Source organism: Edaphobacter dinghuensis (genome assembly GCF_014640335.1).
Lineage (GTDB): Bacteria > Acidobacteriota > Terriglobia > Terriglobales > Acidobacteriaceae > Edaphobacter > Edaphobacter dinghuensis.
The window spans coordinates 1297795-1323358 of sequence record NZ_BMGT01000002.1; the positions used below are offsets into that span (position 1 = coordinate 1297795).

Consider the following 25564-nt stretch of genomic DNA (forward strand, 5'->3'; position numbering starts at 1 on the left):
TTTTACTCTGCGGTGACATCGACGTACTCGTCGGTCTTCTCCCATTTGACGTGCAGTTCGGTGCTGTTTCTCTTGGTGTGCTCGAAGGAGATGGACATCTTTTCCTGCGCTGCGGGCAAGGTATTGCCTTTCATGGGGGTGCGGCCGAAATCCTGGTTCTCGTTATAGACAGTACCCCACTGGCCGGTCTGCTTGTTGACAATGAGCAGCCACTGGTCAGTGTTAGGCAGCGTGTAGATCGTGTAAGTTCCGGCAGGAACGTCGAGGGTTCCGATCTTCAGATTGGCTTTGGTAATGAGGGTGGTGGCAGGATTGGCTCCGGTACGCCAGACCTTGCCGTAAGGAACGAGTTCCCCCATGATCTTGCGGCCACGCATCGAAGGAGTGTTGTAGTGAATGACGATCTGCTTGCCGTTGAGGGTGACTTGGGCAACGGCGGCGGGGCTGGCGAGCGGCTTGGCGGAATCGGGCGCGGGCATATCGTTCATGCGATCCGGCATTTGAGCGGTGAGGCTGGCGGTGGCAAGTAGGGCCGTACAGGCCAGCGTTGCGATAGAACGGAAGAACATGGATTTGTCTCTCTTTCCCGGATTTCCGGATGGTGGTTCGATGTTGTACTGCGGCGGCGAACCTGTCAACCAGCACAACGATCATGCTACGCTAGAGGAACGCACCCGTAGCTCAGCTGGATAGAGCGGCAGCCTCCGAAGCTGTAGGTCAGAAGTTCGAATCTTCTCGGGTGCACCAACATTAGCGCATCGTTCACTCCCACAGAGGAATAACGATGCGAGAAGTAATATGCACGGTTTCAGGTTAGAGCACCGAAACCAGATCCAACACAATAAGCATTACCAATAACAGGAGCAATCACCCACATTACGGGGCGAAAAACCTTCTGTCTGATTTGGCCTTCAAACAGTCTGAGCGGCCCATTGCATGGGGCCGCTCAGACTGTTGCTAATAGAGTGAGAACCACTCTGGATTCGTTCTCCGGTTAGAAGATGATCTTCCCAGTAAGCTGCATATTGCGTGGGCCATAATCAACAGCAGTAGGAATACCAAATCCTGTGCTTTGCGACGAGTCGTTCGGCGCAAGATCCGGAAGAGCCATCCGATGCCGGTTGAAGAGGTCGAACGCCTCCCCTTTCAACTGGAACCGAACCTTCTCCGTAACGTGGAAGTCCTTCAGGAGACTAAGGTCTTCAGCGAGATAGGCAGGGCCTGTGATCGCTTCGGTAACTCGGGTAATGTTGCCGAGCGCAAACGGAGCGAAGGAGCATGGTTGTGCGGTTGTTCCGCAGTTAGCCGAATATGGACGCGCCCAGCCAACGCCTTCGCGGTTCTGATCGACAAACGCAGCCTGCGACATCGGAACGCCGGGATCGCTGGCTCCATTTGTTCCCGGGACGCGATAGGCCGGCTTGAACCAGGACTGCCCGTTGAAGACGCTGGGACCGTTCTTGTTCGCCTTGTATGCTGTGCTCGCAAAGCCATTTCCGCTAAGCGATGCGGGACCTGCCGTAAACATGATGCAATTCTGGTAGTAAGGTATTCCCGTAGCGCAACCGAAGCCTATCGGTTGACCACTGGAGTAGCGTTGGATCGCGCCTACCTCCCACCCCCCGACGAGCAAGTCCAGGGCGCGGTTATGATTCAGCCACTTGCGTCCTTCACCAAACGGTAGCTGGTAAAGATAACTAAGCGAAAACTGGTGCTTGAGATCCTGAACGCTGACGGCTTTATCGCCTTTCAGGTTCTGGGAGTATTGTGCTTGTTCACGCTGATTGTTCGAGGTATAGCTGAAAGGAATCAGCGAGTCCGCGTCGGTAAGCGTCTTGGCCCACGTATAGGAGACCTGCAGGTTAAGACCATTGCGGAATCGACGCTCCAATGAGGAGATCATCGCATTGTAGGAGGAGTGACCAAGATTCTCCAGGCAGCAATCGTCCGCAATGTAGTCGTATTGGGGGAACGGACGCAGCGATTGACCGATGGGGCCAGTAAAGGTTGAGTATGGTGCCTGGTATCCGTTGCTGCTTCCACCAAGCGGGATGTTGTATTGCGAGTTGCTCAGCAAATCGCCCAGACCAAAGTATTTGGTATCGATGTTGTTGAAATTGGTAAGGAAGCCGGAACGAAGGTTCTGCGATACCTGACCGATATATCCAATCGTAAAGATCAGATCTTGCGCAAGCTGGTCCTGCAACTGGAGACTCCAGTTGCTCGTCATCGAGGGCCGACCGTCTCTTGGCAAGATCAGATCGCCGCCAACAGCCTGAAACGAGCCAGGTCCGTTCTGCGCGGTCAACTGGGTTGGATCGGTATTGGGAGCATAGCTATAGTTCGGGAAGCCGATGTTGGAGTTCTGAGGATCGGCAGGCGAACCCGAATCGAGCCGAAATGCCGGGGTGAACGCACCGCCCTGTGTGGCCGTTCCACCCAACGCTACGCTCTTGCTGATGTTGTATCCCTGCAACATGCTGCCACCGAAGTCGTTGTATTGCAGCGGACCGTAAATAATCGCGCCGCCGCCACGCAAGGCAGCTTTGCCATTAGTACCCGGCAGCACATAGGCAAAACCAAGGCGTGGAGCGATGTCCTTATACCAGGTGTCTGCCCATGCTGTGTTGCACTTGTTGCATGTGGTGCCGAAGACCAGCGCGCCAGGCAGACCGCCGGCAGCGGCATCCGGAGCGGTAAAGCTGAAGTTTGACGTGCGATTCAGAGCCTCATGGCGCGGCAGATCGATGTCGTAGCGCAGACCAGCGTTAATCGTCAGATTGCTGGTGACCTTGATATCGTCCTGAACGAAACCGGCGATGTACCAGGACTTCCAGCGCGGATTTACGTTGTATACCGTCTGGCCGGCTTCGCCGACCTCACCCAGCAGATAGCTTGCATACGGATTACCCGAACCGCAGCAGGAATTGCTCACACCTGCCGTCTGGTCACGGTAGAAGTTGAAGTTATCCACGTTGTAAAGATTGGTGGAGTACCGTTGATTGCGATAGTCCACACCGAACCGGACGCTGTGCCTACCCTTCACCCAGCTCACAATGTCGTTAACGCGAATGCCATTGTCGATATTGATGCCGTTCTGCTGCTGGCCCCAAGTCGAAGGTGCATCCGGACTGGGGAATGCGATGGAGGGAAAGAATTTCGAATAATCATTCGCAAGACCCGCCGCCGCCGCTGTATTGGTCGTATTGAATTCTGAGGACAAATTCACACTGTTCGTGCGGTTGTACCCCAGGTTCAGGTGGTTCAACAGGGTAGGCGTAAAATCGAAATCCCATCCGGTACGAACGTAGTGAGTGGTGAAGGTCTGTACGTATCCGTTGTTATTGAACGGCTCAGGTAAACTTGGCGCTGCCGTCAGTTTGAAGTTCTGACGCGTGTTGTAGGATACGAAAATCTTATTCCGTTGCCCCAGACTCTGATCGATACGGATTGTGTAGGTCGTATTGTCGTTAGGCGCAACACCGGTCTGAGCATAGTTTCCGAGATAGCCAAATACGTCAGTGCTCTGCGGAGTCTGATTGGGCAGAGGAAGTCCGTTACCCAACTTCTGGGCGGTTGAACTAAAGAGAGTCGTCGGTACCTGGTTGTTGGCAAAAGGCGTACGGCAGAAGACACCAGGACTTACTTGTTTTGTAGTGCGCGGATCGTAGACCTGGTTGTACTGCACCGGAAGGCCCGTGCACGGGTTCAGCAGAACATTCTGCCCGTTGTAAGGTGTTCCGCCAGGGATGTAACCTCCCAGAACGTCGCTGAAGTCGCCGCCGCGCTCCGCGGCAGTGGGTACTGTGGAGACAATTACGGTACCAGGGCGATATTGATACTTCTCCCACGCAAAGAGGAAGAACGACCGATTGTGGCCGTCGTAGACGTGGGGAATCCAGACGGGACCGCTAAATACCCCGCCGTAGTCGTATTTGCTGTCTTGAGGCTTCTTGTAATTGCAATTGATCTCGGAGATACCGGTACAATTAAGAGCTTTGTATCCATCATTGAACCAATTATTCGCGTCGAAGATGCGGTTCTTGACTATGGCATAAGCCGTACCGTGAAAATCGTTCGTCCCGGATTTGGTGGAGAAGCTTTCAATACCGGATGTCGTACGCCCGAACTCAGCCGAAGGGGTAGAAGTTGTTACCTTGAACTCCTGCAGGGCTTCGATCGAGGGCGAGGTTTCATCGAAAGACGATCCGTTCTCGCTGCGTTGAATACTGGCGCCATCCAGCAGCACCTCGGCACCATAGGCCTGCCCGCCGCTCAACCTTGAGAAGAAGACGCCATTGCCGGTGTTTCCTGAAGTACCGCTGCCGGGACCGGTGGTGCCCGGAAGCAGGAAGACGAACGTCTCGGGCGAACGCAGTCCGCCAATACCGGCTGCGAGTGACAGTGGAAGGTCTTCGATCTGTTTATTAGAGACGTTACCGCTGATATCGGACGACTCCGTCTGCAACAGTTCGCCGCTGGCGTCGACGGTAACAACCTGATTCACCGCGCCAGAGCTGAGCGATACGTTTAAGCCAGTAGTATTGTTGACCTGCACAAGGACACCGGTATTGGTCTTGGTCTGAAAACCCTCTGCCGAAACCGTTACGGTATAAGTCCCAATGGGGAGATCCTGAAAGCTATAGACGCCCGCACCTGTTGTATGCGAGGTAGTTTTTCCACCTGTCTCCTGATTCGTCGCTGTGATAGTGGCGTTCGGGATCACTGCTCCGGTCGAATCTGTGACGCTACCACCAATAGCGCCGCGCACTGACTGTGCCAGCATCGGGCTTCCGGCGACAGCAATCAGCAACAATGTAAATAGGGAAACGCAGAGGTATTTTACAAATGACTTAGACATTGTGGACTCTCCAAAAACCTGCTCTACTTGCGTCTGTTGGCGACGCTCTATGAAATCCATTACAAACCCTTCGGTAAGCGTTTTCTCGGGCATCAGTAAAGCTAAATATCCCAAACATCGTATGTCAACATAAAAATTGGCCCTGCAGGAATTGCAGCATGCCTGGCGCGGAGCCGAATCATTCTTATTTCGTATGAGTTGCAACGCACGAACTCGTCTGTTGCAGCCGATTGGTCAGTTCCCGCGATCCTGGGTTGAATTTGAGCGCTGTCTCAATCGTGGAGCGAGCCGCCTCGCCATCGCCCAGCAGACATTCGACGGCGGCAAGATTGGTGGCTAGTCCAAGCGAATCCTGATTGCGGTTGAAGGCCGGCTGCAACAGCGTGAGGGCGCATTGCAGGTCTCCTGTTTTCGCCTCGAACACAGCAAGATCTGACGCCGCGGTCTGGTCGGTCGGGCTTAGCTTCAACACATTGCGAAAGAGCGAGCCGGCGAGTTGAGAGTCTCCGCTCATGCCTGCGAATATGCCCAGCGACCGCATCACTTCCACATCGTCGGGATCGCTCTGATGCGCTGCGGTCAACATGGCGTATGCCCGCTCGCGGTCGCCACTGTGCCCTTCCATTGCGGCTGCGTAATATGCGAGAGCTGTATCTCGCTGCGTCGTCGAGGGAGAGAAGATGGGCATCAGCGTATCGCTATGAATAGGGTTTGCATCGGCTAAATTCATCATGGGCTGACGCAGAATGCGATGGTCCGTCCATGCCACGTGAGGAATATTTTCAGCCCTACTGCGCGGCATATGGCAACTGGTGCAGTCCTGATTTTCTGGATGGTGTTCTCTGACGAACGCGGGCTGATTGTGGCAGGCGAGGCACTTGGCCCGATAGAAAACGGCACGCTCGGCAGCCGGAGGTGTGTAGTGCGGATCGTGGCAGTTGGTGCAGGACATCTTGCTTCCGCTTGCACGCTTGCACATGCTGGTGTTGAACTGCTCTACCTCGCTTACGCCGCGGGCGGTTGCGCCTGCGCTGGCATAGACAAAGTAGGAAAGATAGCGGGAGATAGACTCGCCGGGTTTAAAGTCTACCGGCGAGCGTCCTTCTTTTTCGACGGAGACGTCTCCCTCAAGATGGCAACTCATGCATATTGAGTCGCGGCGATCTGCATCGAGCTTCGCTGGATTGATAACAGCCGCCTTGCCTGCGCTCAGCACATGCGCCTTTGTGTCGCCGTGGCAGCTCTCGCAGGTGATGCCACCATAGAGAAAGGGCTCTTGAGAGTAGTGGTTCACGCTGCCGACATCGCTGTGCCGGACACCGCTCATGTGGCAACGGAGGCAGTTTGCCTCCATGGGAATTGCAGGCGGCATCTCGCGCAGTCCACCAAAGCCGGGCTTCATGTCATAGCCGTTTGCGCTGGCATAGTAAGCTACCGGCGACTCCAGCAGATACTTGTCTAACGTGTAGAGGTAGGTGATACCTAGATGGCCCGAACCTAAAAAGTAGTCCAGCTTCATGCGGCCCTTTGCCGGAGGAGTCTGCGGGTCGTCGTAGTCCAACCATGCTGTGCCGTCTTCTGCATGCACACGATACTTTGTGCCAGAGGTTGCGCTGATAAAGTTACCAGGGATAAGGTGATCCATCGCCAGACCACTGGCGTTTGCCATCGGCGTATTCAGGTATTTTTGAAATATCTCCGCATGGCATTCGGCGCATACAGCGTCGGCCTGCTTTACGGGAACGGCCGCATGCAAAGTCTGAGCTAAGAGCCCTGCGGAAAGAAAGAGCAGCCATAGCGACCAGGTTTGCCACCGTCGAGTCGAACGCTTTTGTGTACTGCCTGCTCGCAACCAGCCTCTCACGCCATCCTCGCGCAGCCTAATCAATCTCTCCATACTAACCGCAGGCTGGCTAGCTCTCTGCGATGCGAAGGAGTTAGTGGAGCTGGTCTGGAATGACGGCGTACTGGATCAGGAGCTCAAAGGGAACAATCTTCAACGTGTTCTCGTGCGTTGCTTCGAGGACGACCGGGCAGGCTGCTCCTGCCTGCTGCACCTGGAGCCAGCGGGCGGCACAGACACACCAGCGGTCTCCAGGTTTGAGGCCGCTGAAGCCGTACTGCGGCATCGGCGTCGAGAGATCGTTGCCCAGCGCCTTACTGGCAGCTAAAAATTTTTCGTCGACGACACAGCAGATCGTGTGCACGCCGAGGTCGGCGGGGCCGGTATTGCAGCAGCCATCGCGGAAGAAACCGGTCATAGGGTTGCAGCCGCAAACCGCAAGCGGTTGACCGAGAACGTTTTTTCCAGCAGATTTTGCGGGTTCAGCTTCGAGCATGACGTTCCTTAAAGACTTTCGAGGACAGACTGGATACGGTCGAGCGCCCAGAGGAGGTCCTGCTCTTCGATGATGAGCGGCGGCGCGAGTCGGATGACGTTGTCGTGCGTCTCCTTGGCCAAGATGCCTTCGCGCATCAGCGCCTCGCAGACGGGGCGCGCGGGGCCATCAAGCTCGATGGCTGCCCAGAGGCCGCGGCCACGAATCTCGCGAATGTGCGGGTTCGAGATCTGGCGCAGGCGCTTGAACATGATTTCACCGAGTTCGGCGGAGCGGCCGGCAAGATCTTCTTCGACGATGACCTGAAGCGATGCGCGAGCGACGGCGCAGGCCAGTGGATTGCCGCCGAAGGTGCTGCCGTGGTCGCCGGGATGCAGAAGACCGAGAACTTCGCGCGAGCTGAGAACGGCGGAGACAGGATAGAAGCCTCCGGCGAGCGCCTTGCCGACGATGAGCATGTCGGGCTTGATGCCCTCGTGCTCGTAGGCGAAGAGCTTGCCGGTGCGGCCGAGACCGGACTGAATCTCATCGGCGATGAGCAGGACGCGGTTCTGCTTGCAGATGGCTGCGGCTTCTTTAAGGAAGCCATCGGGTGGCATCAGAACCCCTGCTTCGCCTTGAATCGGCTCGACGAGGAAGGCAGCGGTGTTCGGCGTAATGGCGGCGCGAAGGGCGGCAGCATCGCCAAAGGGGATGATCTTGAAGCCGGGCAAGAAGGGGCCGAAGCCGTCGCGATATTGAGCGTCGGTAGAGAAGCTGACGATGGAGATGGTGCGGCCATGGAAGTTGTTGGCGCAGACGATGATCTCGGCCCGATTCTCAGGAACTCCTTTGACCTTGTAGGCCCACTTGCGTGCGAGCTTAAGGGCAGACTCAACGGCCTCGGTACCGGAGTTCATCGGCAGGGTCATATCGAAGCCGGTGAGGTCGTGAATCTCCTTGTAGAAGAGCGGAAGTTGATCGTTGCGGAAGGCGCGCGAGGTAAGCGTGACGCGTTGTGCCTGCTCAAGCATGGCGGCGAGGATGCGCGGGTGGCAGTGGCCCTGGTTGACGGCAGAGTAGGCCGCGAGGAAGTCGAGGTAACGGCGTCCCTCGACGTCGTAGACCCAGACGCCCTGGGCGCGCTCGACGACGACATCTAGCGGCTTGTAATTTTTGGTGCCGTACTGGTCTTCGAGCCGGATGTATTCGGCGGTGGGGAGCTTCTGCTGCTCGCTCTGGGTGTCGTGCTGTAGGGTGCTGGCTGCCATGACTTTCGCCCTTTTTGTCTCTGGTATATGCCTATTATTTCACGCGGGACACAAACAGTGCTTCGCGTGAGCGATCTGACCGCCAATGGCTCCGATCGCTCTATCGCGAAGATGCTGAAAGCAGGCGATATCGTGCTCAGTGGCTGACCGTAATGCCGGACAGTGGCTGACCCGCGGCAGGTGTCTCTCTATTCCAGTCTTTTCCTACCAGTTTGGCTACTGTGGCGGCAATCTGGTTCTGGGTAACGGGTTTACCGCTAACGACCTCTCTATTGCGCGGAATGCCTGGGCCCATGGCCGCGATAAAGATGTACTTGGAAGCGGGAACCTTCTGGCCGTGGCTCTTCCACTCGACTGGTGCGTCACCACGGCCATGGTCAGTGAGCAGAATTAACGTGGTGTGGCCGCGATAGTCGGGGTTGGCCTGCACAAACTCCCAAAGGCGTTGCAGATATATGTCGACACGATTGGCGGCCTTCAGATAGCGGCCATAGTTGCCGGCGTGCGCCCAGTCGTCGGTTTCGCCGAGCGAAAGGTAAAACAGCCGTGGATGTTTCGCTTCGAGATATTCGAGCGAGGTGTAAAAGGTGGGAGCGTCGAAGGTCTCGTCGTCCCAGATCCGCGGCGTCTCCGCCTTGAGATGGTTGAGCAGGTCGAGCCGCGGCGTCATCGGAATCGAGGTAAGCGGATCGAAGCCTGCATTGTCGGTAAAGCCGCAACGCTGGCGGTTAAAGGCTTCGCCGATCACACTCCACGCGCCAAAGGCAGCAGTCTTGCCAGCTAGACCGGGCTGCTTGTTCAGCCACTCAAAGACAGTGATATTGGGATTGGGCACAGGATCGTTGGAGTTGATACGAGGATCGGCATGGCCGGTGAGGGTTTCGCTGTAGCCCGGATAAGAAAAATTCAAGCCATTGGTGACGTGGGCGTCAGAGCCCTTATCGCGGTTGCCATAGATCTCTCCTTCTGGAACGATGTGGCTCCAGAGAAACGGCATCAACGCAGCACGGCTTTGCTGTGGAGTCGAACGCACATATTGGCGCACCAACTGGTCCACAGGACGATCGTCGTTGTTAGCCTTGGTCAGCAGCGAAGGGTCGGCGCCGCGAAAGACCTCCTGCCAGCGCAGGCCATCGGTCATCACAAGAAAAACATGCTCGTTGGCGGGATCGGCGGGTTGAGCGGCAGACTGCGCCCGCAACGGCATTACCGCTGCGAACGCACCAGCCAGAGCAAAAAAGAGGAAGAGATTTTTCAGGCAGAATTTCATGCCGCTATGCTAGTTCAGCTTTTGCTGAAATGAACATGTTTCGAAATCTTAAATTCAAGCGGCGTTTGGCTGCGTCTACTTCGCGGCCATCTGAAGCTTCTGCTGGTATTCCTCATAGGGCCCCTTATGGTCCGTGATATGGAAGTTATCGGGGCCGCCCTCAAAGTGCCAGATGCGGGTACCGGCTTCTTCAATCAGGTCCTGGTCGTGGGTGACAAGAAAGACCGTGCCTTCATACTTCTGAATGGCCTGGTTGAGCGCGTTGATGCTCTCAAGGTCGAGGTGGTTGGTAGGCTCGTCGAGAACAAGGACGTTAGGCTTCTGCAGCATGATCTTGCAGAAGAGCAGTCTCGCTGCCTCACCGCCGGAGAGCGCGTCGGTCTTCTTGAGGCCCTCTTCGCCGCGAAAGAGCATCTGGCCGAGGATGCCACGGATATCTTCCTTCGTGGCCTGCGGATCGAACTGGTGCAGCCAGTCGTTAACGGTCGTACCGAGTTGGATGCTGCCCTTATGGTCCTGCGCAAAGTAGCCGATCTGCGCCTCATGACCCCATTTGACGGTGCCGGAGTCGATGGAGACATCAGTCTCTTCAATGCCGGGGCCGTTGGCCAGCAGTGCCTTCAGCAGCGTGGTCTTGCCTTGGCCGTTGCGGCCGATGAGGACGACCTTGTCGCCGCGCATGACCGAGGCGGTGAAGTTGTTAATGACGTGTTCGGTTTTGCCGTCCTTCTGAACATAAGACTTGTTTACGTTCTCGAATTCGAGAACATGCTTGCCGGACGGACGGATCATGTCGAAGCGGATGTAAGGACGCTGAATGTTTGAGCGGGCCAACTCGGTTGTAGCGAGGCGCTCGACTTCTTTTTTGCGCGAGTTGACCTGCGAGCTTCGCGTACCGGCAGAGAAGCGGGCAATAAAGTCATTGAGTTGGGCGATCTTCTTTTCGCGCTGCTCGTTCTGGCTCTCGATGCGAGTGCGGATGCTGGTCTTTTGCAGCACCATGTCGTCGTAGCCGCCGTTGTAAATAATGATGGTCTCGTAGTCGATGTCGGCGGTGTGGGTGCAGACGTTGTTGAGGAAGTGACGGTCGTGCGAGATGGTAATGACAGTGCCGTTGTAGCGATTGAGGAAGTCCTGAAGCCAGTGGATGGATTCGAGGTCGAGATAGTTGGTAGGTTCGTCGAGCAGCAGCGCCTGGGGGTTGCCGAAGAGGGCCTGAGCGAGCAAGACGCGGACCTTCTGACCGCCTTGAAGCTCGGACATGTGCCGCTCGTGGAGCGAGTCGGGGATGTCGAGGCCCTGAAGGAGAACGGCGGCGTTAGCTTCGGCTTCGTAACCGTCTTCATCACCGACGATGCCTTCGAGCTCGCCAAGGCGGCTGCCGTCTTCGTCGGTCATCTCGGGCTTGGCATAAATGATCTCTCGCTCTTCAAGCGCAGCCCACAGGGCCTTGTTGCCCATGATGACGGTGTCGATGACGCGGTAGGCATCGAAGGCGTACTGGTCCTGCGAGAGAACGCCGATCTTTTTGGGGCGGACGACATTGCCTTTCTGAGCGTCGATCTCACCGGTAAGCACCTTCATGAAGGTGGACTTCCCTGCCCCGTTGGGGCCGGTGAGGCCGTAGCGGCGGCCCTGAGTGAAGGTGACAGAGACATCCTCGAAGAGCAGCTTCGAGCCGTAGCGCATGGTGACATTAGAGACAGAGATCATGAGATTCCTTCTATTTTACAGGGGTTTGCATTGCGGCGTGGTGAATGACGCGGAGCCCGATCACGATTGCCCAATCAGAACTCCCGCAGCAAAGACAAGCCCTCCACCGACGATGACTTGCAAGCAGGAGAGAGCGAAGCTCGTCTTGAAGTAACGGTGACGGATAAGGGCGATAACGACTAATTCGATGCCGACCACGGCGTAAGCCCAGGTAAGAGCAGTGTGAACGTTTGCAATAAGGAACGGGAGCGTGTGCAGAAAACCGCCGATGAAGGTCATCAGGCCAGTGACGAGGCCGCGAAAGATGGGATTACCGCGGCCCGTAAGCGATCCGTCGTCGGAGAGCCCTTCGGAGAAGGCCATGGAGATGCCCGCTCCCACGGCAGAGGCTGCACCGATCAAAAAGACGGTGCGCGAGTTGTGCGTGGCAAATGCAGTCGCGAAGATTGGCGCGAGCGTAGAGACAGAGCCATCCATAAGCCCCGCAAGTCCGGGTTGCACGATGCGCAGGACAAAGCTCTTGTCGTTTTCGACTATGTCAGAGAGTTCGCTTAGATTGGGAATATTTTCAGACATGTGTCAGCGAAAGTTGAGATAGCAAAACAAGAAACGCGGCTCCGTCTCTGCGGCTGGTTAGCACGCAGAGACAGAGCGCGATCGGAGGTTGTTATTGGCCGCGGCGAGCCGGACCGGGGCGGTTGCCGGGACGGCTATGAGGACGATTGCCCGAGCCGGGCCCACGGCCACCGGAGTTGCGTCCACCTGAGAAGCCGCCGTTGCTCTTGCCGCGGCTGCGGAAGCCACCGCCGCTTCCCTTCGCCTTATAAGAGTTGGAAGGTGCAGCCATGGGAGTAACAGGATCGTTACCACGCCACGAGCGGCTTTCAAGCTGCAACAAATTCTGCCCCTGAGCTGTTGTGTCAACGGGCTGATTGCGCACTTCCTTCTCGAGGTTCTTATCGGCCTCGCGCCACTCGAACTTTATCTTCAGCTCGCGCTCCAGTTTGCGGGCGTCGTGCTTCTCTTGCGGCATCACGAAGGTCGTAGCGACGCCTTTCTTGCCGGCGCGACCGGTGCGACCGATGCGATGAACGAAGTCTTCTGAGGCATTGGGCAGGTCGTAGTTGACGACGTGCGCGATGTCATTGACGTCGATGCCGCGTGCTGCAACGTCGGTGGCAACCAGGACGCGGTGCTTGCCATTGGCAAACCCCTTCAGAGCTGCCGTACGCTGCGACTGGCTGCGATCTCCATGAATCACGTCGGAGTCGTGGCCGAGCCTCTCCAGCTTCTTCGAGATGCGGTCGGCGCCATGCTTGGTGCGGGAGAAGACGAGGAAGGTCCCCTCTTCTTCGCGCAGCATCTGGTCGAGCAGCCCAAGCTTCTGGTCCTGCATGACGGTGTAGACGCGAAGCTCAACCCGATCAGAGGGCTTGGAGGTGGTTCCAATCTCAACGCGAACTGGCTTGTTGACGTAGTCACGAACGATCTCGCGGATATTGGCATCGAGCGTCGCGGAGTAGCACATCGTCTGCCGGGTCTTCGGCACCGCACCAACGATGCGGCGGATAGCAGGCAGAAAGCCCATGTCCAACATGCGATCCACTTCGTCGAGCACGAGCATCTCAACGGCGTTGATGTTGATCTCGCGGCGACGAAGAAAGTCCTCAAGCCGTCCCGGCGTAGCCACAACGAGGCGTGGGCCACGATCGAGCTGGTCGAGTTGATTGTTCTCTGACAGGCCGCCGCATACCAGCACGGCGTCATTCTTCGAGCCGGGAACCAGCTTCCAATAGGCTTCGAGTACCTGCATGGCAAGCTCGCGAGTCGGCAGCAAGATAAGGGCGCGAATCGGACCGCGCTTACCACGTGTGCTGGGTACGGAGTTGGCATCCATGCGCTCGATCATTGGAACGAGGAAGCTAAGAGTCTTGCCGGTGCCAGTGGAGGCAGTGGCAAGGATGTCCGAGCCTTCAAGCGCGGGAGGAATGGCCTTGGCCTGAACCGGTGTCGGAGTTGTGAATCCGGCGTTGGTGAGGCGATTCTTTAATGAGTCGGAGATATCAAAGTCGGTAAAGCGAACGTTATTGGAGGGGGGAAGACTGGTTGGATTTGTATCGGTGTTGATGGCAGTCTGGGGTGTAACTGTCTGTGGTTCAAGAGTTGCGGTAGTCAAGAATGGTCCTTTTAAGCAGTTGAAAAGATCGACGGAGGAATGCAGCGGCACCGAAGTACCATGGATTCTGATATCAGCATTGCTGTCGGTTATCGAAGCGCTGCTGCTGCGCGGCGAGACCTGTCCTGTGACGGGCCTTCCAGCCAGAGCAACCAGCGCGGCTTCCGATTTTTTCGAAGGAAGATAAGCGGTGGGAAGAGGCAAATCGCAGTCTCTGGCCAAACCCCGAATTCCATGGAGGGTCTTTGCCTGCGATACCCGTACTCAGTCTTTCTAGAGTACATAGTTAGTCTAACACACAAAAGTTCTCTTTTACGACACTTGTCGAGAATCCAGCTTGTCATACCAGGCGGCTGTACGACGAATCGCTTCCCGTAGATCTACGGTTTGCTCAAGACCAAGAACTTGCTTTGCACGTCCGACAGCGGGAACGTAGCGCAAGGGTGGAGCGCCAGGAACAGGCTGTCCTGCGATATGAATCACGGTATCGGGATTGAGTGTCGCAGCGACCGTTTGGGCGAGTTCGCTGATGCTGACGCTGCTGGAAGAGCCTACATTGATGGGAAGCAGTGAAGGAGCACGGAAGAGGATCGTCCAAAGCCAGGAAGCCAGATCGGACGCGTAAAGATAGGATCGCCGAGGAGTGCCATCGCCTCCGATGTGAATAGGACGCCCGGCGAGAACATCTCCAATAAAGTTGCCGATTGCAAAGTGCGCGTCCAAAGGAAGATGCGGCCCGACAAACGCAAAACAGCGAGCAATCTTGATCTCCATCTTCGAGTGCTTTGCGTAAAGCGCGCACATCTGCTCGGACACGCGCTTGCCTTCTGCGTAAACCGAGGACGGATCAAGAGGATCAGGGGCGCCGCGATAGTCTTCCCCAACATGATCGACATCCGAAGGCTGCGGACCGTAGACGGCGCCGGAGCTGGTCAGAAGCAGTTTTCTTGTGCCGTGACTGGCGGCGAATTTGAGAGTGCGCTCAGTACCGGCAAGTATTGTAGACAGCATCTCCAATGGTTCCTTGGCAGCCTGTCTCGCGCTTGCCTCGGTTGCGGCGTGAATCACGAAAGCAAATTCGCCTTCAGGAAAGTCAAAGTCGCGAACGTCGCCCGTGAGCAGAGTTATTGTACAGTTGGCAGCGAGGTGAGGACACTTGGCAGCAAAAACAGCCGGGTTGCGTGTAAGAACCGTGACCTCTGCATTGAGTTCAAGGGCCTGATTAATATGGGCAAAGCTCTCAAGCAGCCAGCAGCCAAAAAAGCCCGTGCCCCCAGTAAAGAAAATACGCCGGTTCCGCATCTCCTCCCAAAGTGGCTTGGTCTGGTCGAGGATGCTGTTGAGATCGGTAATAGGTAGACGCCGCTCTGTCATATCTTCGGCAAATCTTTCGGTCGCGCCCTCGACTCATACTAAAAACTTATGTCACCAAAGAGGTTCTATCCAACTTGTCCTTGGCCTGAGAAGCTACACGCCCTTGCCGTTGACATCCAATCCTCTGTTGTAGATGGTCTTGCGCAAGGAAGGAACCTGGGCGTAAGGGCTGTCGATATCGTCGATACTGATTGCCTGGTTCTTTTTTACCGGCTTCAATAACGTCTCACCGTTCATCAGCTCGCGACATGAGAGCTGCCCACGCTGAAGAGGAATCGCCAGATAGACATCCTCATCGGTCAGAGCATGCCCTTCGGGAAGATCCTCCTTCGCGTAGACACCGCGAACAAGTGCATCAAGATACTCGATTTCCTTTTTGGGCGGCATGCGTTTTTGTGTTCCCGGTGCGCCGCACATCTCTTTCGCCTTATGGAATGCTTTGAACCATTCATCGATCTGATGGGGCAGGCTGCAATAGGGTGAAACTTTGACTCCACCGTCCGGAATATCAATGTGACGTTCAAAAGTCCTCGCCCCCTTGGCGTAGGCAATCATCATCGAATTCGACCAGTCAGTGTATTCATGCGTTGAATAACCGATCGTGTTGTTCGGGTAGCGGTTTCTCAAGAAATCAATCTGGTTGATCTCAAGCTCCGAATCTTCCGCTGGATAAATAGACACACAGTGATTGATCGCGAGAGGGATATTGCGATTTGTGAAGAAGGTAACGATATCGTCCATATCTTTGAGGGACGACCCGCCAGTCGAAACCACCACAGGCTTCTTGGTCTTTGCGATCTTCTCCAGCAGTATCCAATCGTTAAGATCAGAACTGGCAATTTTGAGAATGGGAATGCCGAGCTCGACGCAGAGATCGACCGAACGCTCGTCGAAGGGCGTTGCCGTGGCAGTGCATCCTGCCTGACGAATAGCCTTAACCAGAGTTGCGTATTGATCATCGGTCAAGCGCGTATCGAGAGTCTTTTTGACATAGCGGAGATCCGCCCTATCTACGAAGTCCTTATGGATAAACCGCTCGACATCGCGGAACTGGAGCTTGATGGTAGCGCGCACATTATTGAAGCGCACAACCTGCGCAAACTCCTGAATGATCTTCAATCCCCGCTCTACACTTCCAAGATGGTTGTTGGCCATCTCCAGGACGAAGAGGTCTTCGAAAATATCCTTATCAATCAACCCGGTGCTCCTTCTCCAACATCAGGATCGATCGATCCGTCCATTGCATTAAATTGGCAAAACTATCCAAGCGTAAAGCCACCGGCACATTGCTGTTCTGAGGAACATCTCCGTAGCCATGCGCCATGAGACAAAATTGCATTCCAGCAGCCGCGGCTGCCTCTGCGTCCTCCATTGTATCGCCCACCATCAGGCAATCTCCCGGCTGTATCATTTGCTCCGTCAATACATAGCGGATCATTTCATACTTGCCTGCATATCGCGGCTCACGTGAATCACGAGTGATGATCTGATCGAAATACTTGAGCGTGCCCTCTTTCTCGAGGATCTTCAGTGAGACATGCCGCGGCTTATTCGAGACGACAAATAGCCGTAGGCCTTGCTCGTTCATCTGTTTGAGCATGGCGGCGGCATCAGCGTAGTGATATGTCTTCTGCCAGCCCTCACTATCGTAACTAGCTCGAAAGGCGCGCTCGAGGCAATCAAGATGTTGTTCACTCACTTGGACTGAAGTCTCCACAATCAAATGCGAGAGGATTGTTCGGATGGGTGGACCGATCAGAGAACGCAGATCAATATCCGCCATAGGCAAACCGCAGACATGAAACGCCTCGACGATGGAGTATCGAATGCCGGGCAAAGAATTCAACAGCGTCCCATCAAGATCGAAGAGCACCGTGACCGGCGGCTGAAATAAATGGTCCTGTGCCATCGTGGACTTACTCTTTCTCAGAGACGAGCATATTCGAGGCAAGCTCTTCCGGCGAGAGGAATGGATACATATCCTCGAGGTTGGGAGTCTGAATTTTTCCGTCAGGTAGGATGCGAGAACGAAGTCGTGGCTCGAACTCCTGGGCGACATCGAACTGTACATCAAAGAGCGTCGGCCCGGGTTTGGCCAACTCTTCCCTGACCATATCGAGATCGCTAAGCTTCTCTACCGAAAAAGAAGGAATGCCATATGCCGCACCTACCTTCAACATGTCAGGGAAGGTGATCCCACTGCTCGCGCCGGTGCCAATGAGCCGCCCCTGGAAGAAGCCGTTTTGGGTCTGACGAATGGACAGATAGCCGCCGTTATTCAGAACGAAGATCTTTATCGGCAGATGATGCGTCACAACGGTCTGCAGCTCCTGAACATTCATCTGCAAACTACCGTCTCCCGCGAGACAGATGACACGGCTACCTTTGGCTACAGCAGCTCCAATGGAGGCAGGGAGATCGTAGCCCATCGATGCCGAGCCTGAATTCGAGATGAGACGCTGACCACGCTTCAGCTTGCCTGCCTGATAAGGGACGATACAGGCAGTTGCATTTCCGCAGACGACCACATCTTCTTCATCGAGCAGCGCAAAGAGGCGATCAATAAAATAATAAGGGTTAAGTGGCGGCCCTTCGGTCTTCTGTTTCTCTTGGACAACCGGATACTTTGCCTTGCGCTCCACGGCCCAGGCCAGCCACTTTGCATGTGCCGGCGACGTTCCTGCTTCTGCATCGAGTTGACGCAGCATCTCTGCCAGGAATAGCTTTACATCGCTGTGAATCGCGATATCCGGCTTATGAGTGGGTTTCTCAAACTCTGCCGCATCGACGTCTACCTGAATCTTGGTCGCAAAGCGTGCAAAGGATGCCCAGTTATAGCTGGTCTGTCGAATGTTCAGGCGCGAGCCGAGGACCAACAGGACATCTGAATTCTGAACCGTGAAGTTGCCCGCGCGCTCGCCGATGGTACCAGGTCGCCCGCAGAACAACTCATCGTCTGACGCAATCAGATCATGCGTCCACGCGGTAACTACAGGGATACGCAGCTTTCGGATAACAGCCTCGAACTCCGGCAGCGCATCGGCTAGACGTACTCCCGTTCCGGCAAAGATAACTGGGCGTTCAGCTCGCTTGATGCGTGCGAGCACGTCAGCTACATCTGTGGCAATCTTTCCCTCGTCCCATTGCAATGCATCTTCCTGAGGGTCGTAATGCTTCAAAGTTGTCTCGTCGATCAGTGTGGATTGCACGTCGACTGGGATATCGAGCCAGCATGGACCCGGGCGCCCATGCTGTGCCAGATACCATGCTCGCTCCAGATGATATGCAATCGATTCGGGCTCGTTGATCCATACCGAATATTTGGTGATGCCACCCACCATGCGGATGATATCGACCTCCTGGTCGCCAAGCTGCCGCATGTTGGTGATGCCATAGGTGCGCATGCAGGTTTCGCGCTTCACCTGCCCCGAGATGATCAACATCGGAATCGAGTCGGTCCACGCACCGAAGACACCGTTCAAAGCATTAATGCCGCCCGGTCCTGTGGTTACATTCAACAGTCCCGGAGTATTGGTAACGCGCGCATATCCTTCAGCGGCCATTGCCGCTGCCTGCTCGTGATGCGTGCAGATATAGTGCAGGCCTGAGGTTCCGATAGAGTCATTCAGGTGCATGGCTCCGCCGCCGGTTACGAGGAAGATGTGTTGTGCGCCCCATTCCTTCAGTCGCGCCAAGATGTAGTCGGAAAGCTTGATCATGTGATATTGAGTTACCCTTTGATCCGTATCAATGAATCGTATTGTGCGATTTGAGAGAGCGTAAAGGCTTGCATGGAGTCGGGCGCGGACTGCCAGTTGCGATACCAGCTGACCAGCCAGTCCAATGCAGTTTCAAGACGAAGTCTGGGCTTCCACTGAAGGTCATGGCAGGCACGAGAGATATCGAGTTTGAGATAGTTCGCCTCGTGCGGGCTATTCGGATCCTCATCAAGTACCCACGAACTACCATCGCCCCAAAATCCTGTCATACGGTCGGCAATCCACGAGACAGGGCGCGCATCGTCCGTGTTAGGTCCGAAGTTAAAAGCAGTGGCAAAATGAGCGGCCTCTGGCCCTGGCGTGAGAAGCTTCTCGGCCAAAGTGAGATAGCCGCAGAGCGGTTCGAGAACATGTTGCCACGGGCGAATCGCGTGTGGTCGGCGAATGCGTACAGGGGCACCAGAGAGAAAGCCGCGCACCAGATCGGGAATGAGCCTGTCCGTGGACCAGTCGCCACCACCAATCACGTTGCCTGCACGCGCTGTGGCGATCGCTACCTGATGTCCACCCGGTTGACGAAGCTGCTCAACAGGAAAGAAAGACTGTCGATAACTCGCCGACACAATTTCAGCACAAGCCTTCGAAGCCGAGTAAGGATCATAGCCACCGAGCGGATCGATCTCGCGATAAGGCCAGCTCCATTCCTTATTCTCATAACACTTATCGGTTGTGACCGAGACAACGGCCCGCACAGACGGTGTGCGGCGAACGGCGTCGAGCAAACGTGCCGTGCCGATAACATTCGTCTCATAGGTACCGATCGGGTCCTGATAGGAGAGGCGCACCAATGGTTGCGCCGCCATATGAAAGACGACTTCAGGGGCAAACTCCTGTATGGCGCGATCAAGGCTCGCAGCGTCGCGAATATCGCCACGAATGTCCTCAACTACCGAACCAATGTTTGCGTCATTGAAGAGACTGGGGGACGTAGCAGGATCGAGGGCATAGCCGCGAACACTAGCGCCAAGCGAAGAAAGCCAAAGCGCCAACCAGCCACCCTTGAAGCCGGTGTGCCCGGTAAGAAAAACCCGGCGGTTGCGCCAGGGTGTGTCAGGAGCTACCAGGTCTTCCATGGGGCCTTTCCTTTACTCCAAAGATCCTCGAGATGCTGCTTGTCGCGCAATGTGTCCATAGCCTGCCAGAAGCCATGGTGAAAGAACGCATGGACCTCGCTCCGGGCAACAAGAGACTCAATGGGTTCGCGCTCGAACATCTGCGAATCATCCGTGACAGCATCAATAACTGTTGGGTCAAGAACGAAAAAACCGCCGTTGATCCAGCCACCTTCATCGGATGGCTTTTCCTGAAAGGCGTAGATCTGGGTATCCTTGAGGCCAAGCGCTCCGAAACGCGCGGGAGGCTGAACACTGGTAAGCGTTGCAAGCTTGCCATGAGCCTTATGAAAAGCAATCGATGCCGTGATATCGACATTGGCGACACCGTCGCCATACGTCATGCAGAAAGGTTCGTTAGCTGGAAGATGCTGGCGTACTCGGCGCAGGCGTCCACCGGTGCCTGTCGATTCTCCGGTATCGACCAAAGTGACGCGCCATGGCTCAACCACAGAATTATGCACAATCATCTTGTTTTCGGTCATGTCAAAAGTAACGTCGGACGTATGCAGAAAGTAGTTGGCAAAGAACTCCTTGATGACATAGCCCTTATAGCCGCAGCAGATAACGAAGTCGTTGATGCCGTGCTGGGAATAGATTTTTAGGATGTGCCAGAGGATAGGTCGACCGCCAATCTCGACCATCGGCTTGGGCCGTAGACCAGTCTCTTCACTGATGCGTGTGCCGAGACCACCGGCAAGGATGACAGCTTTCATCGATTGTCCAATCTAATACTGTAAAAGTGCATCAAAGCAAATCCAACTTCCTGCTATATTTTTCAGAAAAGCGCCTGCCCATTCCAACAAGAATCCCTCAATCTTACAAGCTTTGCTGGAATGAACGACTTACCGCAAAATAATCCCTCCGAGCAAGGATACTGTTACAACACAAAACTTTTGGAGACGATAGCTCCGGCGGCCCAAAACAAGACATTCCACTGAGATAGACGAGTTGTGTATCCTTAAATCTCTATATGAATGAAAAAGCAACAGCGCTTCGGCAGCGAATATTGGAACTAACAGCAGAGTTTCATGCTGAGGCTTTTCCCGCAAAGCAATTTGTTCCTGGAACCTCATCAGTTCCCGTTTCGGGCAAGGTCATCGGGCCGGATGATATCTGTTCCGTAGTGGATTCAGCACTGGATGGATGGTTTACAACCGGAAGGTTTGCTAAAGACTTTGAGAGGAAGCTGGCCAGATTCTTCGGTGTGAGGTCGGCTTCGCTTGTGAATTCCGGCTCCAGCGCCAATCTCGTTGCGCTGAGTGCGTTGACTTCACCCAAGCTCGGAGCCCGGCAACTCAAACCCGGGGATGAGGTCATCACCGTCGCTGCCGGATTCCCTACAACGGTGAATCCTATTCTGCAAAATCGACTCGTGCCCGTCTTCCTCGACGTAACGATACCGACTTATGAGATTGATGTAACCCAGCTCGAAGAGGCGTATAGCAATAAAACCAAGGCTGTCATGATCGCTCACACCCTGGGTAATGTCTTCAATCTGGATGCGATTACAACCTTTTGCAAGAAGTACGATCTCTGGCTGATTGAAGACTGCTGTGATGCCTTGGGGTCGACCTACAAAGGGCAAAAGGTAGGCACCTTCGGCGACATCGCCACCGTAAGCTTTTATCCTGCACACCACATTACAACCGGGGAAGGTGGTGCGGTATTAACGGATAAACCGGCGTTACAAGTCTTGATTGATAGCTTCCGCGATTGGGGTCGAGATTGCTGGTGCGAGCCGGGAGTCGACAATACTTGCGGAAAGCGCTTCGAATGGCAACTGGGAACACTACCCTGCGGCTATGACCATAAGTACACGTACTCCCATGTGGGTTACAACCTGAAGGCAACCGATATGCAGGCAGCGCTTGGGGTCTCTCAGATCGCAAAGCTGCCAGCGTTTATTGCACGACGCAAAGAGAACTTCGCCTATCTGAAGGCTGCCCTCAGGCCGTTGGAAGAGTTTCTGATCTTACCGGTCGCCGGCAAAGATGCCGATCCAAGCTGGTTCGGCTTTCCCATAGCAGTCAAACCGGATGCGCCCTTCACCCGCGACCAGATGACTCGCTCTCTGGAAGCCAACAAGATTGGCACTCGCATGCTCTTCGCTGGCAATCTGCTGCGTCAACCGGCTTATGAGGGCTATCCCCATCGCGTGGTTGGCACCTTAGCCAACACTGATTTCGTTATGAATCAGGTGTTCTGGATCGGCGTGTACCCCGGCCTCACCAATGAGATGCTCGACTATATCGCACAGTCTATGATCCAGTTTGCCAATACAGTAAAGGCTGGCTTGCTGGTTGTATAAGCTCTGATTTTTCCAACAAGCGATTCACTTCGTGAAGGAAACCAGATTCAAATCTCCTTCTTCCAAAAATTAGGAATGAGCACCATATAAAGAGCCTTACTAACTAGCACCCCACCCTTGAACCAGAGGTGAGCGAGAGGTAAAGGTAGCTTAATCACAGGCCATGTAAATAACCAATAACGAAAATTATTTCCATAGCAAGAACGCAGGATAGTCTCTGCCTCCTCCAAGCGAAGATTTTGGTTTCCGGAAGATCTGATATCGTCGATCGTCGAGGGGAACCAGCGTCGAAGAGTGAAATTCGTAATAATGCGAACAAGGTCAGGACGACCTTGCAGACATTGCACGAGCATATAGGTAAGCTTTTCGCCGAAGACTGAGCCGACGGAATAGCCGCCCGCAGCACCCTGTCGTCCCGCAATCGGCCGATCCCACATCACAAGAGATTGGCGATGATGCAATAAAAGTGGAAGTACCCAACTGAGTTGGACAAGATTCGTCTTCAGGAAAACCGAGGGATCTTCGTGGGGGATCTCATCAAGTCGTTCCTTATTGACGATGATGCCGCTGATGAAAGTAAACATGATATTGATTACACGGGCCACTCGCCGTGCGTTGGTAATGGTATGGAAGCGGCGCCCCAAAGGGTCGCCCATGCGTTCGGCAAGATAATCATCGCGGAAACCGTAGCTAGTGGCGTAAATGATATCGAAGTCACCACGGGTAATATGAGAGAGAAGATTATCGATTGTGCCGAGAAGAATAATATCGTCATCACCGAAGAGCCAGAAATACTTTCCCCGCGCCGCTTGATAGCAGGAAACAAAATTGGCATCGGAACCGATATTTTCCGAGTGCCGGTGATACCGAACGACAAGACCTTCAGCTTGAAAACGCTGTACTAATGCCGGCGTGCCATCGGGCGAAGCATTGTCGGAGATGTAAAGCTCAATCTCGGGATGGTTGGTGAGCTGGGGAGCAAGAACACTAAGAAGCAACCCCAGTTCTTTACTCCGGTTATAGGTTGGAATTGCAATCGTAAGCAGCGGACGTGTTTCAACCATGCCAAAGCTTTCTATATTTGAAGAATGTAAAGCTTCCAGAGCCGATACCGATAACAAGAGTGGCAAGGAAGTAAGTGACTGCGATACCAATCGCTCCATAACTTCGACCAAAGATAAACGAAGTCGGCGCGATCCATAAAGCTCCAGCTATAGAGTTCCACATGAACTTCTCCTGTTTGTGAGCTCGGAGATAAATGGCAAAGCCGAAAACGACAATGTTGGCAATGGTGGCTGCCAGCAGCAAGGCAAATGGCAAAGGTGGCAATAACCTCAGTGCGAACCGGATGTGGTGAGCACGAAGAAAGATAGTGGCTCCCAAAACTGCAGAGCAGGCGAGGATTGCAGCTGTGGTGGACTGAATCAAGGTGCGAAAAAAAACCGTATCAAGTAGCTTGAAGTCACGCAGGGCGATCATGCGGCCAAAGGGGGCGGACTTGGTGTTCATCCAGGAGATCGTCAAAGCGGAAAGAGTTCCGCAGATGTTCATGGACATTCCCATCTGCCCAGCTTCAACCGGTCCCCGATAGGCGAACAGAATTGGGTTAAATATCTGGAAGGTGAAGTAACCGCAGAGCCAACTGACGGCAATGCGCCATTGGAAAGGCCAGATCTCCGCACCCCAGTCAATACGATAGCTTCCGACCGCACGACGGAAAAGCGGGACAAGCAGATGACGCTTGTGAACAACATAAAAACCGCCTGCAATGGCTTGCCCAAGAATGATCAGTCCAGGCGCGTAGAGTCCATGGTGCAGCAGAAGGGCAGTCCAGCCAAGCGCTGTACCCAGCATGACCTGTGTAAGCCGCGTGCGGGCAACGTTGGAAACATAACCACACCCTTCAAGAAAAGAGAACGTTGGATCGATTTGGAAGGTGCAACTGGTAGCAAGGACGACGAGCAGCCAGGGAAAGAACCATGACACCGCATCGCCGCCGGGATGTTTCGCACTCTGAACTGAAAAGAAGTGAATGCCGACAGGCAACAGAATCGTCACCATAAGAAGAGCAGCCACGGTGTACCATCGAATCGATTTCTGGAGTACCGATGCAAGCCGGGCATGCGAAGATTCCGGCCCGGTGATCGTGCCATCGGGCGAAATCGTAAGATGCGCCGCCTCGTGGCTTGCAGTCTGCAGTATGACGACTGAGAAGCCTAATTCAAAGACGACTTGAAGTGCGACCAAAGAATAAAAGGTGTAGTAATAACCCTGCTCGATTGGTGAAAGCGAGTGAGCAATCAGCGTGAGCGTTCCGATTCCAGCTAGGGAAGACCATCCACGGGCAAGAATCGTAAAAGCAACAGCCTTGTCAATCCCTAGCGTAGAACTGATCCAGGCAAGAAGACGTTCAAAGCGCGTAGTAGCTGCCGAAGTATCATCGACCTGCGGCTGCTCAGGCAGCACATCGAGAGGTGTAGTGGGATCAGTTCCCGTAAATGGCGCTAGCGTAGTCTCTGGAAGCGGCTCGGGGTGAGAAGGTCTCGGCATCAAGAATAAGAATTTAGCCTCAACTGCTATATTGCATTCACTCAGTTGATTAGCTTATTCAAAAGGTTATCACCAAATTCAAGGACAACTCCCAGCCATCTTTTCTCCAAAATCCGATGCGCCACAATATTGTGGCGCACCGGATACAGGAAATTATCAAGGTTATTAACCAGAATTAAATGTGACAGCTCACCATGCCGCGTTTCTCCAAATAACGCTGGTGATATTCCTCAGCCTTCCAGAAGGCCTTTGAAGGTTCTACCTTGGTGGCGATCGGCTGACGATAGGTACCGGAGGCGCTCAGTTCGGCGATCTTCGCTCGTGCCTCGGCTGCCTGCTGTTCGTTATGAGTGAAGATGACGCTGCGATATTGCGTTCCCCAATCCGGCCCCTGGCGGTTCACCTGGGTTGGGTCATGGAGCGCGAAGAATGCGTCAAGGAGTGCCTCGTAAGAGAGGCGGGACGGGTCAAATGTAACTTGTACGACTTCCGCGTGGCCGGTGCGGTCGCTACAGACTTCCTGATAGGTTGGGTGCTCGAGGTCTCCGCCTTCGTATCCTACTGCTGTATCAATTACGCCTGTGAGTTCACTAAAACGGGTCTCTACACCCCAAAAACATCCTGCTCCAAATGTTGCCTTTTCGATTGCCACGAATTACTCCTTTGCTGATTCATTGGATGCGCGCCACACGACTTTGTCATCGTCACCACCTGTGAATAGCTCGAGTATTTTGTGCCTTGAGCGATACCTGCGTCAAGCACGTCGAATGACGCAAAAGGAGCAGCAGCGAAGTTGCGCTGCGAGACTGGCACGCCAGTCTTTACTGCA

19 protein-coding genes and 1 tRNA gene are annotated in these 25564 nt (G+C 54.6%); 2 read left to right on the forward strand and 18 right to left on the reverse strand.

Features of this window, described 5'->3' with window-relative positions; translation table 11 throughout:
- Positions 1-2 precede the first annotated feature (2 nt).
- Positions 3-647, reverse strand: a complete 645-nt coding sequence (locus tag IEW09_RS11110; RefSeq protein ID WP_229739246.1) for a DUF2911 domain-containing protein — start codon at positions 645-647, stop codon at positions 3-5.
- Between the two features lie 23 nt (positions 648-670).
- Here IEW09_RS11110 and IEW09_RS11115 point away from each other — a divergent pair.
- Positions 671-747: transfer RNA gene (locus IEW09_RS11115), tRNA-Arg, on the forward strand.
- A 247-nt stretch (positions 748-994) separates the two neighbouring features.
- Here IEW09_RS11115 and IEW09_RS11120 read toward each other — a convergent pair.
- The 14 genes from IEW09_RS11120 to rfbF form a co-directional block, all read right to left on the reverse strand.
- The gene (locus tag IEW09_RS11120; protein ID WP_188554187.1) at positions 995-4861 is read right to left on the reverse strand and encodes an outer membrane beta-barrel protein; all 3867 of its coding nucleotides are present in this window, start codon (positions 4859-4861) and stop codon (positions 995-997) included.
- 184 nt (positions 4862-5045) lie between these two features.
- The gene (locus IEW09_RS11125; RefSeq protein WP_188554188.1) at positions 5046-6758 is read right to left on the reverse strand and encodes a multiheme c-type cytochrome; all 1713 of its coding nucleotides are present in this window, start codon (positions 6756-6758) and stop codon (positions 5046-5048) included.
- Positions 6759-6798: 40 nt separating this feature from the next.
- Positions 6799-7200 (reverse strand): DUF2237 family protein, encoded by a 402-nt coding sequence (locus IEW09_RS11130; protein WP_188554189.1) that lies wholly within the window; start codon positions 7198-7200, stop codon positions 6799-6801.
- An 8-nt stretch (positions 7201-7208) separates the two neighbouring features.
- On the reverse strand, positions 7209-8450 hold the full coding sequence (gene rocD / locus IEW09_RS11135; protein WP_188554190.1) for an ornithine--oxo-acid transaminase: 1242 nt from the start codon (positions 8448-8450) through the stop codon (positions 7209-7211).
- A gap of 136 nt (positions 8451-8586) precedes the next feature.
- On the reverse strand, positions 8587-9720 hold the full coding sequence (locus IEW09_RS11140; protein ID WP_188554191.1) for an alkaline phosphatase family protein: 1134 nt from the start codon (positions 9718-9720) through the stop codon (positions 8587-8589).
- Between the two features lie 75 nt (positions 9721-9795).
- Positions 9796-11433 (reverse strand): ABC-F family ATP-binding cassette domain-containing protein, encoded by a 1638-nt coding sequence (locus tag IEW09_RS11145; RefSeq protein WP_188554192.1) that lies wholly within the window; start codon positions 11431-11433, stop codon positions 9796-9798.
- Positions 11434-11493: 60 nt separating this feature from the next.
- Complete coding sequence (locus IEW09_RS11150) at positions 11494-12009, reverse strand: VIT1/CCC1 transporter family protein (protein ID WP_188554193.1); 516 nt, start codon at positions 12007-12009, stop codon at positions 11494-11496.
- Between the two features lie 91 nt (positions 12010-12100).
- Positions 12101-13609: a DEAD/DEAH box helicase gene (locus IEW09_RS11155; protein WP_188554194.1), complete on the reverse strand. Its 1509-nt coding sequence runs from the start codon at positions 13607-13609 to the stop codon at positions 12101-12103.
- A gap of 312 nt (positions 13610-13921) precedes the next feature.
- A complete protein-coding gene (locus tag IEW09_RS11160; RefSeq protein WP_188554195.1) occupies positions 13922-14983 on the reverse strand; it encodes an NAD-dependent epimerase/dehydratase family protein in 1062 nt (353 codons plus the stop codon).
- Positions 14984-15076: 93 nt separating this feature from the next.
- Complete coding sequence (locus IEW09_RS11165) at positions 15077-16102, reverse strand: N-acetylneuraminate synthase family protein (protein ID WP_229739247.1); 1026 nt, start codon at positions 16100-16102, stop codon at positions 15077-15079.
- A 70-nt stretch (positions 16103-16172) separates the two neighbouring features.
- Complete coding sequence (locus IEW09_RS11170; protein ID WP_188554196.1) at positions 16173-16892, reverse strand: HAD family hydrolase; 720 nt, start codon at positions 16890-16892, stop codon at positions 16173-16175.
- A 7-nt stretch (positions 16893-16899) separates the two neighbouring features.
- The gene (locus IEW09_RS11175; protein WP_188554197.1) at positions 16900-18702 is read right to left on the reverse strand and encodes a thiamine pyrophosphate-binding protein; all 1803 of its coding nucleotides are present in this window, start codon (positions 18700-18702) and stop codon (positions 16900-16902) included.
- 11 nt (positions 18703-18713) lie between these two features.
- Entirely contained in the window at positions 18714-19835 is a 1122-nt protein-coding gene (gene rfbG / locus IEW09_RS11180) for a CDP-glucose 4,6-dehydratase (protein ID WP_188554198.1), read from the reverse strand.
- The gene (gene rfbF, locus IEW09_RS11185; RefSeq protein ID WP_188554199.1) at positions 19820-20590 is read right to left on the reverse strand and encodes a glucose-1-phosphate cytidylyltransferase; all 771 of its coding nucleotides are present in this window, start codon (positions 20588-20590) and stop codon (positions 19820-19822) included. The genes rfbG and rfbF overlap by 16 nt, the downstream gene beginning before the upstream one ends.
- 257 nt (positions 20591-20847) lie before the next feature.
- Here rfbF and rfbH point away from each other — a divergent pair, with 257 nt between their 5' ends.
- The gene (gene rfbH / locus IEW09_RS11190; RefSeq protein ID WP_188554200.1) at positions 20848-22185 is read left to right on the forward strand and encodes a lipopolysaccharide biosynthesis protein RfbH; all 1338 of its coding nucleotides are present in this window, start codon (positions 20848-20850) and stop codon (positions 22183-22185) included.
- Between the two features lie 47 nt (positions 22186-22232).
- On the opposite strand, the gene IEW09_RS11195 is transcribed toward rfbH, so the two are convergent.
- The 3 genes from IEW09_RS11195 to msrA all read right to left on the reverse strand — a co-directional run bounded on the left by IEW09_RS11195 (position 22233) and on the right by msrA (position 25387).
- Positions 22233-23249, reverse strand: a complete 1017-nt coding sequence (locus tag IEW09_RS11195; RefSeq protein ID WP_188554201.1) for a glycosyltransferase family 2 protein — start codon at positions 23247-23249, stop codon at positions 22233-22235.
- Positions 23242-24651 (reverse strand): polysaccharide biosynthesis protein, encoded by a 1410-nt coding sequence (locus IEW09_RS11200; RefSeq protein ID WP_188554202.1) that lies wholly within the window; start codon positions 24649-24651, stop codon positions 23242-23244. The genes IEW09_RS11195 and IEW09_RS11200 overlap by 8 nt, the downstream gene beginning before the upstream one ends.
- Positions 24652-24910: 259 nt before the next feature.
- The gene (gene msrA / locus IEW09_RS11205) at positions 24911-25387 is read right to left on the reverse strand and encodes a peptide-methionine (S)-S-oxide reductase MsrA (RefSeq protein WP_188554203.1); all 477 of its coding nucleotides are present in this window, start codon (positions 25385-25387) and stop codon (positions 24911-24913) included.
- Between the last annotated feature and the right edge of the window lie 177 nt (positions 25388-25564).

Excerpts from the sequence above, each read along its gene's own strand:
- IEW09_RS11160 (WP_188554195.1), bottom strand. The coding sequence starts at position 14,983 with ATGACAGAGCGGCGTCTACCTATTACCGATCTCAACAGCATCCTCGAC.
- IEW09_RS11140 (WP_188554191.1), bottom strand. The coding sequence starts at position 9,720 with ATGAAATTCTGCCTGAAAAATCTCTTCCTCTTTTTTGCTCTGGCTGGT.
- IEW09_RS11170 (WP_188554196.1), bottom strand. The coding sequence starts at position 16,892 with ATGGCACAGGACCATTTATTTCAGCCGCCGGTCACGGTGCTCTTCGAT.
- rocD (WP_188554190.1), bottom strand. The coding sequence starts at position 8,450 with ATGGCAGCCAGCACCCTACAGCACGACACCCAGAGCGAGCAGCAGAAG.
- IEW09_RS11175 (WP_188554197.1), bottom strand. The coding sequence starts at position 18,702 with ATGATCAAGCTTTCCGACTACATCTTGGCGCGACTGAAGGAATGGGGC.
- IEW09_RS11145 (WP_188554192.1), bottom strand. The coding sequence starts at position 11,433 with ATGATCTCTGTCTCTAATGTCACCATGCGCTACGGCTCGAAGCTGCTC.
- rfbH (WP_188554200.1), top strand. The coding sequence starts at position 20,848 with ATGAATGAAAAAGCAACAGCGCTTCGGCAGCGAATATTGGAACTAACA.
- IEW09_RS11130 (WP_188554189.1), bottom strand. The coding sequence starts at position 7,200 with ATGCTCGAAGCTGAACCCGCAAAATCTGCTGGAAAAAACGTTCTCGGT.
- IEW09_RS11150 (WP_188554193.1), bottom strand. The coding sequence starts at position 12,009 with ATGTCTGAAAATATTCCCAATCTAAGCGAACTCTCTGACATAGTCGAA.
- IEW09_RS11195 (WP_188554201.1), bottom strand. The coding sequence starts at position 23,249 with ATGGTTGAAACACGTCCGCTGCTTACGATTGCAATTCCAACCTATAAC.
- rfbG (WP_188554198.1), bottom strand. The coding sequence starts at position 19,835 with ATGGAAGACCTGGTAGCTCCTGACACACCCTGGCGCAACCGCCGGGTT.
- IEW09_RS11120 (WP_188554187.1), bottom strand. The coding sequence starts at position 4,861 with ATGTCTAAGTCATTTGTAAAATACCTCTGCGTTTCCCTATTTACATTG.
- rfbF (WP_188554199.1), bottom strand. The coding sequence starts at position 20,590 with ATGAAAGCTGTCATCCTTGCCGGTGGTCTCGGCACACGCATCAGTGAA.
- IEW09_RS11125 (WP_188554188.1), bottom strand. The coding sequence starts at position 6,758 with ATGGAGAGATTGATTAGGCTGCGCGAGGATGGCGTGAGAGGCTGGTTG.